At 58.6% G+C, this 14,078-nt stretch carries 14 protein-coding genes; 6 read left to right on the top strand and 8 right to left on the bottom strand.

The features are described 5' to 3' along the window. Positions 1 to 221: 221 nt before the first annotated feature. Entirely contained in the window at positions 222 to 509 is a 288-nt protein-coding gene (locus tag H7R76_RS00300) for a YicS family protein (RefSeq protein WP_182929774.1), read from the top strand. A gap of 96 nt (positions 510 to 605) precedes the next feature. On the opposite strand, the gene H7R76_RS00295 is transcribed toward H7R76_RS00300, so the two are convergent. From H7R76_RS00295 to galB, 4 genes are read right to left on the bottom strand one after another with little or no spacing between them, the layout of a single operon-like run. Further along, a complete protein-coding gene (locus H7R76_RS00295) occupies positions 606 to 1,478 on the bottom strand; it encodes an NAD(P)-dependent oxidoreductase (RefSeq protein ID WP_182929773.1) in 873 nt (290 codons plus the stop codon). Between the two features lie 2 nt (positions 1,479 to 1,480). After that, positions 1,481 to 2,554 (bottom strand): 4-oxalomesaconate tautomerase, encoded by a 1,074-nt coding sequence (locus tag H7R76_RS00290; RefSeq protein ID WP_182966668.1) that lies wholly within the window; start codon positions 2,552 to 2,554, stop codon positions 1,481 to 1,483. A gap of 1 nt (position 2,555) precedes the next feature. After that, complete coding sequence (locus H7R76_RS00285) at positions 2,556 to 3,269, bottom strand: 4-carboxy-4-hydroxy-2-oxoadipate aldolase/oxaloacetate decarboxylase (RefSeq protein WP_106924850.1); 714 nt, start codon at positions 3,267 to 3,269, stop codon at positions 2,556 to 2,558. After that, complete coding sequence (galB, locus tag H7R76_RS00280) at positions 3,266 to 4,006, bottom strand: 4-oxalmesaconate hydratase (protein ID WP_106924849.1); 741 nt, start codon at positions 4,004 to 4,006, stop codon at positions 3,266 to 3,268. Before galB ends, H7R76_RS00285 begins: the two co-directional genes overlap by 4 nt. Positions 4,007 to 4,138: 132 nt before the next feature. Here galB and H7R76_RS00275 point away from each other — a divergent pair, with 132 nt between their 5' ends. Beyond that, positions 4,139 to 5,368 (top strand): LysR family transcriptional regulator, encoded by a 1,230-nt coding sequence (locus H7R76_RS00275; protein WP_182929771.1) that lies wholly within the window; start codon positions 4,139 to 4,141, stop codon positions 5,366 to 5,368. A 79-nt stretch (positions 5,369 to 5,447) separates the two neighbouring features. On the opposite strand, the gene H7R76_RS00270 is transcribed toward H7R76_RS00275, so the two are convergent. From H7R76_RS00270 to H7R76_RS00260, 3 genes are all read right to left on the bottom strand, one after another. Continuing rightward, complete coding sequence (locus tag H7R76_RS00270) at positions 5,448 to 6,719, bottom strand: gallate dioxygenase (RefSeq protein ID WP_182966666.1); 1,272 nt, start codon at positions 6,717 to 6,719, stop codon at positions 5,448 to 5,450. Between the two features lie 12 nt (positions 6,720 to 6,731). Next, a complete protein-coding gene (locus H7R76_RS00265) occupies positions 6,732 to 8,108 on the bottom strand; it encodes an MFS transporter (protein ID WP_182966664.1) in 1,377 nt (458 codons plus the stop codon). Positions 8,109 to 8,310: 202 nt separating this feature from the next. Continuing rightward, a complete protein-coding gene (locus H7R76_RS00260; RefSeq protein ID WP_106924846.1) occupies positions 8,311 to 9,261 on the bottom strand; it encodes a LacI family DNA-binding transcriptional regulator in 951 nt (316 codons plus the stop codon). Positions 9,262 to 9,557: 296 nt separating this feature from the next. Between H7R76_RS00260 and H7R76_RS00255 the strand changes: the two genes are divergently transcribed. From H7R76_RS00255 to H7R76_RS00240, 4 genes are all read left to right on the top strand, one after another. Next, entirely contained in the window at positions 9,558 to 9,872 is a 315-nt protein-coding gene (locus H7R76_RS00255; protein ID WP_106924845.1) for a PTS sugar transporter subunit IIB, read from the top strand. A 12-nt stretch (positions 9,873 to 9,884) separates the two neighbouring features. Continuing rightward, positions 9,885 to 11,207: a PTS sugar transporter subunit IIC gene (locus tag H7R76_RS00250; protein WP_106924844.1), complete on the top strand. Its 1,323-nt coding sequence runs from the start codon at positions 9,885 to 9,887 to the stop codon at positions 11,205 to 11,207. 82 nt (positions 11,208 to 11,289) lie between these two features. Next, entirely contained in the window at positions 11,290 to 11,592 is a 303-nt protein-coding gene (locus H7R76_RS00245) for a PTS lactose/cellobiose transporter subunit IIA (RefSeq protein WP_181357968.1), read from the top strand. Between the two features lie 161 nt (positions 11,593 to 11,753). Next, positions 11,754 to 13,142 carry a carbohydrate porin gene (locus H7R76_RS00240; protein WP_106924842.1) on the top strand — a complete coding sequence of 463 codons (1,389 nt, stop codon included), beginning with the start codon at positions 11,754 to 11,756 and terminating at the stop codon, positions 13,140 to 13,142. Between the two features lie 136 nt (positions 13,143 to 13,278). Here H7R76_RS00240 and phnV read toward each other — a convergent pair whose 3' ends face one another. Then, positions 13,279 to 14,076 carry a 2-aminoethylphosphonate ABC transport system, membrane component PhnV gene (gene phnV, locus H7R76_RS00235; protein WP_106924841.1) on the bottom strand — a complete coding sequence of 266 codons (798 nt, stop codon included), beginning with the start codon at positions 14,074 to 14,076 and terminating at the stop codon, positions 13,279 to 13,281. Positions 14,077 to 14,078: the final 2 nt, after the last annotated feature.

Raw genomic sequence — 14,078 nt, 5'->3', positions numbered from 1 at the left:
AGCTGCGCGCGTCGTCATGGCGTTCCATCGTCACCCAAAAAGCGAATAGACGCACTCTACGCCCGACACAGGCGAGTCACCGCCGTGTTTTCGCCTCTTTGCGAGCCACCACGGAGGATTTCGACGGATGGATGCAACGTCTACCTGTAGCTGGAAGCGGCAGCGCAAAATAACGGATACAGCTATAGTTAACGGTGCGTATCAACATAAGGACATCCGAGATGAAGACAATCCGTATCGCGATTTCGTTGGCCGCCTGCCTGGCGCTGCCGGTAGTCGCTTCGCCGCTCGAAGGGCTGAAGTTCGAGCAGCAAAAGCAGCAGGTGGTGAAAGACGTGAAGCAAAACTGCCCGCCCCACGCCGGGCTGAGCGACACCCAGTTTGCCAACCGGATTCTGGACTCCGCGGTCAACAAAACGGCGGTGCAGAGCGCAACGCGGGCGCTGGATAAGAACGACCGCGCGGCCTATGAAAAGGCGATTAAAGACATTCAGTGCCCGACAAAATAACCTTGAAATCGTAGGCCGGATAAGGCGAAGCCGCCATCCGGCAATGTGCGGTAATATTGCCTGATGGCGCTACGCTTATCAGGCCTGCCTCATGTATCACCGCCCCTTAAGCGTATCCGCCAGCCGCTGCCAGCTGAACGGCTCAAGCCCGGCATAATCAAGCCCGTATGCCTGCATCTGTTGCGGCACCCCCCGCTGAACGCGTGATGTCGACTGACTCATCAGCCCTTCACCGCCCACATCGCGCAGGGTTTTGACCACCTCTTCCATCTCTTCACTACGACGCACGCCGTGCTCGGCGACGCGGCTTATCAGGTAGCCCGGAAACGCAGCGTCCCAGCCCAGCGAAGGAAAACTGGCGTGCAACGAGGCCAGTACTTCCGCCTCCACGCCGTAGGCTCGCGCAGCAAACAGGCATTCGGTGGTCAGCGCCTCCAGCCCTTTAATCATCACGCTACGGCACATTTTGATCGCCGAGACGCTGCCTACCGCATCAGCGCCGTAGCGGGCGTTAAACCCGAGCTGGTTAAGCACATCGGTGACCGCCTGCGCCTGCGGGCCGCCCACTAGCAGCGGGGTTTTCATCCGCGCCGGGGGGACGGGGGCCATTACCGCAACGTCCACGTAAACACCGGGTGCAAAGGCTTCAGACGCCTGCCGTTTGGTATCCGGTGCAACGGAGTTAAGGTCGAGAAAATATTGTCCGGCCTGCATGAGTGCCGCACTGTGCAATGCCACTTCCCGCGCGGCGCCGGCGGTGACGGTCGAAAACACCCACGCCGCGCCGTCAAGCGCCTCCGCCAGCGACCCCGCCGCCTGAACACCCGCCCGCTCGGCTTTTGCCAGCATGGCCTCACGGTCGCCCCCGCGGAGCTTGCAATCCCACACGACAACGCGATGCTGATGCGCCAGCTCGCTTGCCAGAATGGTCCCCGCTTCGCCAAAACCGATAAACGCAATATGTCTCATTGTCACTCCTTTGCAGCCGGAATAAATACGTCGCCGGCAAACAGCAGCCTGGCGGTACGCAGCAGCCCGCAGCCCGCCAGCTCGCCGTCATCGCCACGCTGAAGCGCCACGCTAAACTCACCGGTTGGATGTTCAACGCTGACCATCAGTTCACGCGCGTCAGCCACCTTCGCTAGCCCCTGCGCCACCGAGTCTTGCAGCAGGCAGGCGCTGGCCACGCTAACCGCGCCGAATACACCGATCGACGCATGGCAGCGGTGAGGAATAAAGGTGCGGCTGGTGATGGCCCCACCGTCGCGCGGTTCGGCGATGAGCGTCATTTTTGGTACGCTGCGCTGGGCCACATCACCCAGATTCATGCGCGGCCCGGCCTGAAGGCGGATGGACTCAAGCCGCTGTTTCAGTTCGTTATTGGCGTCAAGCTGCTCGCGGGTTTCATAACCCGATATCCCGAGATCGCTGGCACGTAACAGGATCACCGGCATACCGTTATCAATACAGGTGACGTCGACGCCGTCAAAGCGGTCAATCACGTTGCCGGTCGGCAGCAGCGCGCCGCAGGTTGAACCGGCAATATCCAGGAAGTTGAGAATGATGGGGCTGGCGGTGCCCGGCACGCCATCGATGCGCGCTTCGCCGCCGTATTCCACCCCTTCCGCCGAGCAACGCACCTCCGCCACCGCAATTTGCCCGGTATTCACCATATGCACCCGCACCTGAGTCACCGGCGCAGTTAACGGCACCAGCCCGCGTTCGATGGCAAACGGCCCCACCGCCGCGAGAATATTGCCGCAGTTCTGGCCGTAGTCGACCACCGCGCGATCGACGTTCACCTGGGCAAAAAGATAATCCACATCGGCGTCCGGGCGCATTGAGCGCTGGATAATGGCGACCTTGCTGGTGAGCGGGTCGGCGCCGCCAATGCCGTCAATCTGCCTGACGTCCGGCGATCCCATCACCGCCAGCAGTACGGCATCGCGCTGTTTCGCGTCGGCAGGCAAGTCAGACGCCAGAAAGCAGGCCGCCTTTGACGTGCCGCCGCGCATCCATAAGCAGGGAATTCTGCGCTGAGACATGTTAATCCCTCACGTCTTCGGGCGAGTCGAAGTAGCGTAGCCCTTTTTCCGCCAGCCGCGGGCGCATGGCGTAGATATCCAGCCCCAGCTCACCGTTGCGCATCCGATCGCGTTTGGCCGTTTCATTGGCGATACGGCTTTGTGCTCTTGCCAGCACCGTGTCGGCCAGCGCGTGCGGCACCACCACCACACCGTCATCATCCGCCACCACCACATCGCCCGGCGTCACCAGTTGCCCGCCGCAGGTGAGCGGCACGTTCACCGAGCCGAGCGTCTCTTTCACCGTGCCCTGGGCGTACACCTGGCGCGACCATACCGCAAAGCCCATCTCGCGCAGCGTCTGCGAGTCGCGAATACCGATATCGCCCACCAGGCCAATCACGCCGCGCGCCTGCAGCGAAGTTGCCAGCAGATCGCCGAAAAAACCGTCGCCGCAGGGCGAGGTCGGCGCCACCACCAGAATATCGCCCGGCTGGCACAGCTCAACGGCGACGTGGAACATCCAGTTATCGCCCGGCGTCACCAGCACCGTCACGGCGTTGCCCGCGCGGCTTACGTCCTGCTGAATCGGCCGAATATCCGGGTTCATCAGCCCCTGGCGTTCGTGGGATTCATGAATTGTCGCCACCCCCGCAGCGGCAAACTGGCGCAGTTTGCTGCCGTCGGTACGCGGAATATGGCGAATGGCGAGGCCTTTTTTATTAAGTAAACTCATGACAGATCTCCCGTCACACGCGGGAAGATGCTCTGGAAACCTTCCGCATGACTGATATCACGCGCGGCGGTAATACCGATATTGCGCTTCGCCTGCACGCCGCGCTGCAGGGCCACACGGGTGTAGTACTCCCACAGGTGTTCTTGTCCCTGCATGCACTGGATAGCGCGGTACTTTTTCTCCCACACGCGGGTGATATCCAGCAGAACGTCCGGCTTCCAGTTGCACTGCTCCGGCTGATGCGGCTCAAAGCAGTACACCGGCGGCGCGGCCACTACCGGCTCGCCGGGGCGATAGCCTTCGGCCTGGGCGATAATGCGCGCTTCCTGAGCCAGATTGGAGGCCAGCGGGTGATCGTAGTTGTAAGGGTCGTGCATCGAGTGTGTCAGAACGAAGTGCGGCTGCACGCGGCGATAGACGTCCGCCAGGCGGAACAGCGTCTCTTTGTCGGCACGCAGTGGGTAGTCGCCAATATCAAAAAACTCCACGCTGGCACCGAGTATATCGGCCGCTGCCTGCGCTTCCTGCTGGCGATGCTGCTTCACTTTCTCTTCGTTCATATTGCCCTTGCGCCACAGCTTCGCAGACTCGCCGCGCTCGCCGAATGACAGGCAAACAATATGCACCTGGTAGCCTTGCTCTGCGTGCAGTGCAATAGCGCCGCCCGCGCGCCAGACGAAATCCGCCGAGTGAGCACTGACGACAAGGGCGCTTTTTGGGGTAATCAGAGTAGACATGTGGGCTTCCTTCTTGGTTTTTTTCCAGCTTGTCATGTCCACAACGCCGCGGGTAATTCGTTAACTTGCGAAGGCTATGATTTTTATTTATGTTGATGACAAATCACCCGGCAAGAGGCGACCACAGGCTCGATGAATAAAAAACACAACAAAGACATGAATATCATGCAGTTGCGATTTTTCTGCCAGGTTGCCAGCCGCGGGAGCGTCTCCCGCGCCGCCGACGATTTATTCCGCACTCAGTCGGCCATTACCCGCGCCATTCGCGATCTGGAAGCGACGCTTGACGTGACGCTGTTTGAACGCCATTACAGCGGCATGGTGCTGACCGAATACGGCAAATGCATTTTGCCGCGCGCGCTGCGGGCGATAGGCGATTTACAGGCCATTCCGGCACTGATGCACCGGCTAAAAGAGCGCGCCGTTCCGCATAAAGAACTGCCCGATCCCGGCTGGCTGTTTAACACCCGGCGGCTGGAGATTTTTATCCAGCTCTATCACATCAATCATACCCAGACCGTCGCCAGCCAGCTTGGCGTCACGCAGCCCGCGATCAGCGCGGCGCTGAAGATTCTGGAGAAAGGGGCCGGATTTGCGCTGTTTCGCCGCACGCCGGAAGGCGTTCGCCCAACGCCCGCCGCCGATGCGCTGTACCCGAACATCAGCCGTGCGTTGAACGAACTGGCGCACATCTGGGACGATCTGGCGGCAAGACGCGGCGTTCTGGTGGGAAATGTACGTATTGGGGCGCTTCCGCTTAGCCGCACGCAATTGCTGCCCGCCGCCATCGGCGCGTTTCTGGCGCAGCATCCCGGCATTCGGGTCCTGACCAATGAGAGTCCGTATGAGTCCCTGGTGTCGGACATGCGGGCGGGGAATATTGATTTTATTATCGGCGCGCTGCGCCAGCACGACGCCCTGCCGGAGCTGACCTGCGAGGCGCTGTTTGAAGAAGAGATGCTGATCCTGGTGCGCAACGATCACCCATTGCTCAGACATCCGGATCCGCTCAGCCAGCTGGCCAACGCGCAGTGGGTGCTGCCGCGCAGTAACGCCCCGGCGCGGCACCTGCTGGACAAAGCGTTTACCGCACTGGGCCTGCCGCAACCGCTGCCGGTGGTGGAAACCGGCGATGCGGCAATGGTGCGCGGGTTGCTGCTCGACTCACCGCTGCTGGCCGCCGTTTCCGCCAGCCAGATGCGATTTGAAATCGACAACCATCTGCTGACCGTACTGCCGGTGAAGCTGCCCAATACGCAACGGCGAATCGGGCTGACCTTCCGCGAGGGCAGCCTGCCCTCGCCCGCCACCCAGGCGCTGGTGAACGTTATCCGTCAACGGGTAGCGGCCCCCTGCGCCTGATGGCGCTACGCTTATCAGGCCTACAAAAAAGCAGGCCGGGTAAGCCGCAGCCGCCACCCGGCATAAACGCCGCACAATGCTAGTTGGCCGGGGTTTGGATACCCGCCACCGAGTAGGTCACCTGCTGGTTACGGGTTTTCTGGAATTCTTCCAGCGTTTGCCCGCGCATCGCCGCGTAAATATGCAGGTTCGACACGCCGACCACCGCGCCCATTTTTTCCAGCAGGAAGAAGCTGGCGCCGTACTGAATCAGGCCTCGCCAGTCGCGTGCCGTCAGCAGCTGCTGTTCTTTCTCACTCAGCGCCGCCTCGTCGTACAGCGCCTGCGGCGCATGCAGGAAGCGCTCGCGCCACGCGGGCTGCGTCAGTTTGTGCAGGAAGGTATTCAGCCGCATCCCGTTAAGGCTGCGCTCATGGGTGAACGGGTAAGTGCCGGGCAGCTTTTCGACGCCCGCCAGCTGGCGCGCCATGTGCTGGCGATGCCGCGTCAGCGTATCCACCGGCGGCTGACGCGCATTATTTTCCAGAATCAGAGTGGCGATGCCGGTCATTGATGGCAGGTAGTAGTCGCGCCAGGTTTCCGTGACGTTGGCCGATAGCGCACCGCGCATCACCAGCCACATGATGACCTCCGACCCTTCCATGCCGCCCAGTTTAGCGTACTCCGCCAGCGTCATCTCGGCCAGCGATTCCGGGTCGTTCACCAACATATCGACGAACTGCGCGTCCCATTCCGGGTTGTTGAAGCCGCAGCGTTCGCCGTGCACCTGATGCGACAGACCGCCGGTCGCCACAATGGCGACGTTGATATCCTCCGGAAAGCTCTCAATGGCCCGACGCAGCGCCTGGCCGAGCTTATAGCAACGCCGCGCGCTCGGTACCGGGAATTGCAGCACGCCAATTTGCAGTGGCACCACTTTGGTCGGCCATTCCCCGCTTTGCCACGGCAGCAGCGCCGACAGCGGCGAGAACAGACCATGGTCGAGCTTTTTGTTCATAAAGAACGACATATCAAACTCATCGGCCATCAGGCTGCTGCCGATATGCCTTGAAAGCGCGGCATTGCCTTTGATGGGCGGCAGGCCGCGCGGGCCGCCGCCTTCGTCGGCCACGCCGTATTCATTATCAATCCCCAGCGCAAACGTGGAGTAGTGGTCGAAGAAAAAGGCGGTCACGTGGTCGTTAAAGATATACACCAGCGCATCCGGTTTTTTCTCATCGAGCCAACGTTGTAGCGGCTCGAAGCTCTCAAAGATCGGCGCCCACGCCGCATCGTGCTGCTTATGATTATCGACCGCAAAACCGATGGTCGGGGTATGAGAGACGGCGATTCCGCCAATAATTCTGGCCATGGTTGACTCCACTTATCGATGAGAGGCGGTCTGCGATAACGCGACATCGCCCGCCACACGCGGCGCTTGCGCCACGTTACGCGAATTCATGCGGTGTAACAGAATGCAGCCCGCCGCCAGACAGGCCGGTAAGGCCAGCACCAGGAAAATCGACGAGTGCCCCGGCACCGCCAGCATAATCACCCCGCCTAAGGTGGAGCTTAAAATCGCCCCGGTACGACCGATACCGTGCATCCAGCTTACGCCGGTCGCGCGAATTTCAGTCTGGTAATAGGCCGGTGAATAAGCCTGCAGGCCGTTCTGCGCCCCGTTGATACACATCCCGCTGATGAAAATCAGCACCGACAGCGCCGCAGAGCCAAAGTCCATCAGCCCTTGCGACAGCAGGCACAGACAGCCGAGGAAATAGGTCGCCGCGATCACCACTTTCGCCGACGTACGATCCATCAGGTAACCGACCAGAATACCGCCCAGCGGGCCGCCAAGCTGGAACAGGCCGGTGATGATTGCCGCCTGCTGTAATGACAGCCCGCCAGAGCGCAGAATGGTCGGCAGCCAGCCGTTCAGCAGATAAATCACAAACAGGCCCATAAAGTAGGTCAACCACAGCGCCACCGTGCCGCGCGCGTAGCCGCCGCGGAACAGCTGAATCACCTTTGCATGACGGGAAATTTCCGGCGTACTGAGGGTAAACAGCGTGTTGGCAGCAAACTGGCCGCCCAGGCGATTCAGCACGCGGGCAATGTCGGCCGTGGGCACCCGCCGTGCCACCATGTTCATCGCCGATTCCGGCAGCATCACCATCATAAATGGCAGTACAAGCAGCGGCAGCGCGCCGCCAAAAATCAGCGCCGAGTGCCAGCTGTAGTGGGACAACAGCGCGGCGGCGATAAATCCGCCCAGCCCGGAGCCGACGTTAAACCCGCTGTACATTAGCGTAATCATCAGCCCTTTACGCCGTTCCGGCATGTATTCCGCCACCAGCGTCACACAGTTTGGCATCACCGCCCCCAGCCCCAGCCCGGTAAGAAAGCGCAGCAGCGCCAGCTGAGTCGGCGTTTGCGCCATCGCCGCCGCCAGGCTGAAGACGGCAAACAGGGCCACCGAGGCCAGCAGAATACGCTTACGCCCGTAGCGGTCGGCCATCGGCCCGGCGATCAGCGCGCCCAGCGCGACGCCAAACATCGCCGCACCGAGAATCGGCCCCAGCGCCGCGCGGCTAATGCCCCAGTCTTCCAGCAGCGCAGGCGCAATAAAGCCCATGACGGCGGCGTCGTAGCCGTCGAGCATAATAATAACGAAGCAGAGAAACAGAATTTTCCACTGAAAGCGCGAGATCGGTCGGGCATCAATCCACGCTTTTACATCTACACCGGTAGAGAGACTCATAGGGTCACTTCCTTAAAGGGAGGTATGAATGTTCTGGTTTATGTTATTGGCTGAACGTTCAACTCACGTTAAGGCAGTCGCCCGGCGCTGTCTGGTTCGAAAATCCGGGGGTGGGTATGAGTTATTTTTATATTGTGAGCGGGGTGGCAAAAAGAGGGAGCCGGAAATGGCCCGCCGACGACAGCGCGGCGGGCGGTAAAAGTTAGCGCTGGCGAACGCCCGGGAGAATGAGATCGCCGCGAAACGCGGTGTGGACGGACGTCTGCGTTTTCTCTTCCAGCCAGTGGACAATCCGCGCAGCAATAGCGTCCATGGAATATTCAATCGCCGGGATGGTGGGGATCCCCGGCAGATGTAGCGAACCGGCAAGGCTAAAGACCATCACATCCTCCGGCACCCGCCTGTTGAAGGCCATAAGCTGCGGAATAACCCGCTGCGCCTCTTGATCGTCAGCCACCAGCAGGGCATTAAAGCTGACGATACCGGCATTATTCAGCAGCTCTTGCAGCGCTACGGTGGACGAGACGCTGTCCATAAACACCAGGTTGCGATTAAACGGCAGGAAGTTTTTCTCCAGCCCGTGTTTGTAGCCCAGCAGCACGTCGTCGGCAAAACCACAGCTCTGAGGTTGAATCAGCGCAATCTGCCGACGTCCCTGGCTGGCGAGGTAGTTGCAGGCGGTTTCCGCCGCAAACACGTGGTCAAACTGAATGCTGTTGGCCGTATCGGCCTCCGGGCAGTCGATCAACACCACGTTGTCGCTTTCGATCTCCAGCGGAAAACGCGCGCCGATAATCAGCACATCGTCACACAGGCCGCCGGAGAGCTCGTCCAACGCCGACATCACCCCCGTACGCGTGTTGGCAAAACGCAGCAGCAAATGTTTCTGATGCTGGCTGAACTGTTTTTCCAGCGCATACAGATACCCGGTCGTCTGGTTGATATTCTCCATCGCACAGATAACGCCAATGCAGCCGGTCGACTGGCTCAGCAGCGATTGGGCAATCACATTTGGCCGGTAGTTCAGCTCATCAACGGCCCGCAGCACCGCCAGCCGGCTGGCTTCCTTTACCCCTCGTGAACCGCTCAACACACGTGAAACCGTGGCCTTAGATACCCCGGCCAGACGTGATACATCGTTGATTGTAGACATCTTTCTCCCCTGAAAAAGCGTACTGCCTGCCGCAAAAAACCACTGCACCGCAACGGCATAAATGATTCCATCTCCCAGTATATCCGTTTCTCTTTTTTCGTGGAAACCGATTATCCATATGATGTCCATATGAACGCAAAACGGCGAATTTTTGTGAGCCAGGACGAAATAATTAGCCTCATAAGCAGGAGAAATTGATGGCTATCACAGATCCTGTTTTTATGAATAGAAACCGGTTTCAGTTTCATATCAAATCAAACTCGCAACAACTTTTTACATTTAGAGGAGGGTTATCGATGTACAAAATTATGCTGTGCTGCTCCGCCGGAATGTCGACCAGCATGCTGGTCAGAAAAATGGTGGAAGCCGCGAAAGAACGGGACTTGCCGGTGAAAATTGATGCCTACGGCGTGTCCGAATTTGATATCCAGTACCCGCAGTATCAGGTGGTGTTGTTGGGCCCGCAGGTGAAGTACATGTTAAAAACCCTGTCTGATAAGGCCGCCGCCCAGAATATTCCCGTCCAGCCGATTGATACCATGGATTACGGCATGCAACGGGGTGACAAGGTACTCGATTACGCTCTGTCGCTGATTTCCGCGACGCACTAAAAGGGTTTCCAGATGAGTTCTCTTTATCAGTCAATGGTTGCCGTGATTGAGCAATCCATTACCCCGTTGGCCGGCCGTCTTGGGCAACAAAAATACGTCATCGCCATTCGCGACGGCTTTACCGCCGCGCTGCCGTTTATGATCATCGGCTCATTTATGCTGGTGTTTATTTTCCCGCCGTTCTCCCCGGATACCACCAACGGCTTCGCGCGTGGCTGGCTCGACTTCTCCACGCAGTACCGCGACCAGCTGATGCTGCCGTTTAACCTCAGCATGGGCGTGATGACGTTCTTCATTTCCGTGGGGATTGGCGCGAGCCTCGGCCGGCAGTTTAACCTCGACCCGGTGATGTCCGGCCTGCTGGCGTTTATGGCGTTTCTGCTGGTGGCCGCGCCGTACGCCGACGGTAAGATTTCCACCCAGTACCTCTCCGGTCAGGGGATCTTCACCGCGCTGATTACCGCCATTTACGCCACCCGCGTGTACGCCTGGCTGAAGCAGCATAACGTCACGATTCGCCTGCCGAAAGAAGTCCCGACCGGCGTGGCGCGCTCGTTCGAGATCCTGATTCCCGTGCTGGTGGTCATCGGCACCCTGCACCCACTGAACCTGTTTATCGAAGCGCAGACCGGCATGATTTTGCCACAGGCGATTATGCACGTGCTGGCACCGCTGGTTTCCGCCTCTGACTCCCTGCCGGCGATTCTGCTGTCGGTACTGATGTGCCAGATCTTCTGGTTTGCCGGGATTCACGGATCGCTGATTGTCACCGGCATTATGAACCCATTCTGGATGGCCAACCTTTCCGCCAACCAGGCCGCGCTGGCCGCTGGCACCGTGCTGCCGCACGTTTACCTGCAAGGTTTCTGGGATCACTATCTGCTGATTGGCGGCGTAGGCTGCACCCTGCCGCTGGCGTTCCTGCTGCTGCGCAGCCGCGTCGCGCATCTGCGGACCATTGGCAAAATGGGCGTGGTGCCGAGCTTCTTTAACATCAACGAACCGATTCTGTTCGGGGCGCCGATTATTATGAACCCGATGATGTTTATTCCGTTCGTCTGCATTCCTATGGTTAACGCGATTCTTGCCTATACCGCGACCCGCCTCGGCTGGCTGGCGCAGGTCGTTTCTCTGACGCCGTGGACCACGCCAGCACCGATTGGCGCATCCTGGGCCGCGAACTGGGCGTTAAGTCCGGTCATCATGTGTATTATTTGTATGCTCGTTTCGGCGGCAATGTATTTACCGTTCCTCCGCGCCTATGAACGTTCATTAATGAAAACAGAAGAACAGAAATTAAGATCGACTGCACCGCTGGCCGAAACCGCTAGCTGAATAAGAAATATTTAATATTACGTAATCATTTATCTTTAACCCTTTATTACACGATGACTTTCACGAGTCAGGGGGACCTATTATGGTTAGGTTAGAAGATGCGGTAATGGAAATTATCATTAACGCCGGTCAATCCAGATCGCTGTGCTTTGAAGCGCTGCACGCCGCGCGAAAAGGCGAAATAACGGAAGCCAAAAACCTGCTGCGTGAGGCCGACGGCTACGCTCGCCAGGCGCACCAGATGCAGACCCAGCTGATTGAGCAGGATGCCGGCGAAGCCCGCCAGCCAATGACCTTGATTATGGTGCACGCGCAGGATCATCTGATGAACTCCCTGCTGGCGCGCGAACTTTCGGAAGAGATTATTCACCTTTATCAACGTTAACTTTTAATTATCCTGACTACGGAGATATTACTGACGATAATTATTTAACTGTGCCTCTACGAGATAAAAATAAAATCAGCTTGTTTTGGTGGCGTCTTTTATATTGCACCGAAACGGGATGGTTATTGTCTGAAAATATAATTAATTAATTTGAGATAACCATGAAAACTGTTAAAAAACTTCCATTAGCCATGGCGGTTGTGGCCGCACTTTGCCCGCTTTCTTCAGCCCTGGCGCAAGAATTTACTCAGGAACAAATCGACGCCATTGTGGCCAAGGCCGTCGATAAAGCGCTGGCCGACCGCCAGGCCAAAATGGACGCCGCCGCCGCGAAAAAGGTCGACCTGGAAACCAACCCGCAGACCGCCGCCCAGTCGCCGGATATGGCGGTCCCGTTCGGCCTTAAATTCAGCGGCTACGCGCGCTACGGCGCCCACTTCCAGACCGGCGATCAGAAATACGTCGGCGTCGACGGCTCCTACAACGGCGCCTCGGCGATTGGCCGTCTCGGCAACGAAAGCAACGGCGGTGAATTCCAGATAACCAAAGCCTTTAAGAGCAGCAAAGGCGCCATCTGGGATATCAACGTGATGTTCGATCACTGGAGCGACGAGGTGAACCTGAAAAAGGCCTACGTCGGCGTCACCAACGTGCTGGAGTCGAACCCGAACGCCTATATCTGGGCCGGTCGCGACTTCCACCAGCGTCCGCAGCAGGGTATTAACGATTACTTCTGGATGAACCACGACGGCCAGGGTGCCGGGGTGAAAAACTTTGATATTGGCGGCGTGCAGTTTGACGTCGCGGCCGTATCGCAGGTGAAATCCTGTAGCCCGGAAGTGATGGCCGATGAAACCAACCCATCACGCATTACCTGTACCGGCAGCTCGGATACCGGCGATAACGGCCACTACGCGCTGACGACTAAAACCCATAACATCAAAGCCGGGCCAATCGACGTTGAGGTGTACGCCAACTACGGCTTTGATTCCAAAGCGGTGGATAACGACGCGCAGCTTGATGCCTGGCAGGGCGGCCTGCTGCTGAGCCACACCAACAGTGACGACAGCGGCGTCAACAAAGTGATCCTGCGCTACTCCGATAACGCGGATAACAGCGTTTACAACAAAACCGACGGTCTGACCGCCATCTACGCCAGCTTCGAGGGGAACTATAAGTTTACCCAGCAGGCGCAGGTCGAATATCTGCTGGCCTTCCACGACTACGACAACAGCAAGGACAAAACCGATAACCGTAAAAACTACGGCGCGATTATCCGCCCGATGTATTTCTGGAACGACGTGCACTCCACCTGGCTGGAAGCGGGCTATCAGCGCGTTGATTACGACCAGGGCGGGGATAACCATGGCTGGAAGCTGACGCTGTCGCAAAACATCGCCATCGGCATGGGCCCGGAGTTCCGCCCGATGCTGCGCTTCTACGTGACCGGCGGTCAGGTTGATAACAAGCGTACGGCGAGGGTGAACGGCACTGAAGACGAGCAGTTGGATTCGCTGAACGTGGGCGGCATGTTTGAGGCGTGGTTCTAAGTTAACCCCCCCTCACCCTAACCCTCTCCCTAGGGGAGAGGGAACCTTTTTGTAGGCCGGATAAGCGGAGCGCCATCCGGCGGAATCTGTGCAGATTGCCGGATGGCGGCGTAAGCACCTTATCCGGCCTACCTTTTTATTTTTGCCCCAGCCTTTTCGCGATGCGCTCCAGCTTCATCATCAACAGCAGCGTCATCGCCACTAGCACAATCGTCAGCGCCGCACCGTCGGCAATATTACCGCGATCGGTCAGGCTAAATATGGTGACCGGAAGCGTGGTCCAGCCTGGCGGATAAATCATCATCGTCGCGCCCAGTTCCCCCATTGAAAGCGATAAGCTCAGCGCCAGCGCGGAAACCATCCACGGCATCAGCAGCGGTAGCGTGACGTGACGCAGGCGATACCACGGCGAAGCGCCCAGGCTTGAGGCGACGTTTTCGATATCGGCGGACACCCGCGCCAGCCCCGTCGACACGTTGCTGAAGGTAAAAGCAGAAATCAAAACAAAGTGCGCCGTCAGCACAATCCATAGCGTACCGTTCATCTGCAGCGGCCCCTGGCTGAAGGCCACCAGAATCCCCAGCCCCACGGACACCGATGGGATGGCGCTCGGCAGATAGAACATCATGCTTAGCCACTTTTGCGTTTTTGCCCTGTACTGACGCAGCGCCAGCGCTGCCCAGACGCCGCACAGCAGCGCAAACAGGCTGGCACAAAACCCGATCGTCAGGCTGGCGAGCAGCGCGTCCCACGCCGCGCCGCGCAGAGCGTTCACAAAGTGATTCAGGGTAAAACCGCTCGGCAGAATGCCGTTCCACTGCTGGCTAAGGCTCGACATCAGAATCACCGCCAACGGCAGCAAGAAGAACGCGGTAAACAGCACGGTGGCGACAGCACCTGCCGCCGCACGCCCTTTGCGTGACCAAATCAGCATGG

The organism is Klebsiella sp. WP8-S18-ESBL-06 (assembly GCF_014169755.1).
GTDB lineage: Bacteria > Pseudomonadota > Gammaproteobacteria > Enterobacterales > Enterobacteriaceae > Kluyvera > Kluyvera ascorbata_B.
Note: the sequence above shows the minus strand (reverse complement) of the source record. Positions and strands in the feature narration are given on the sequence as shown.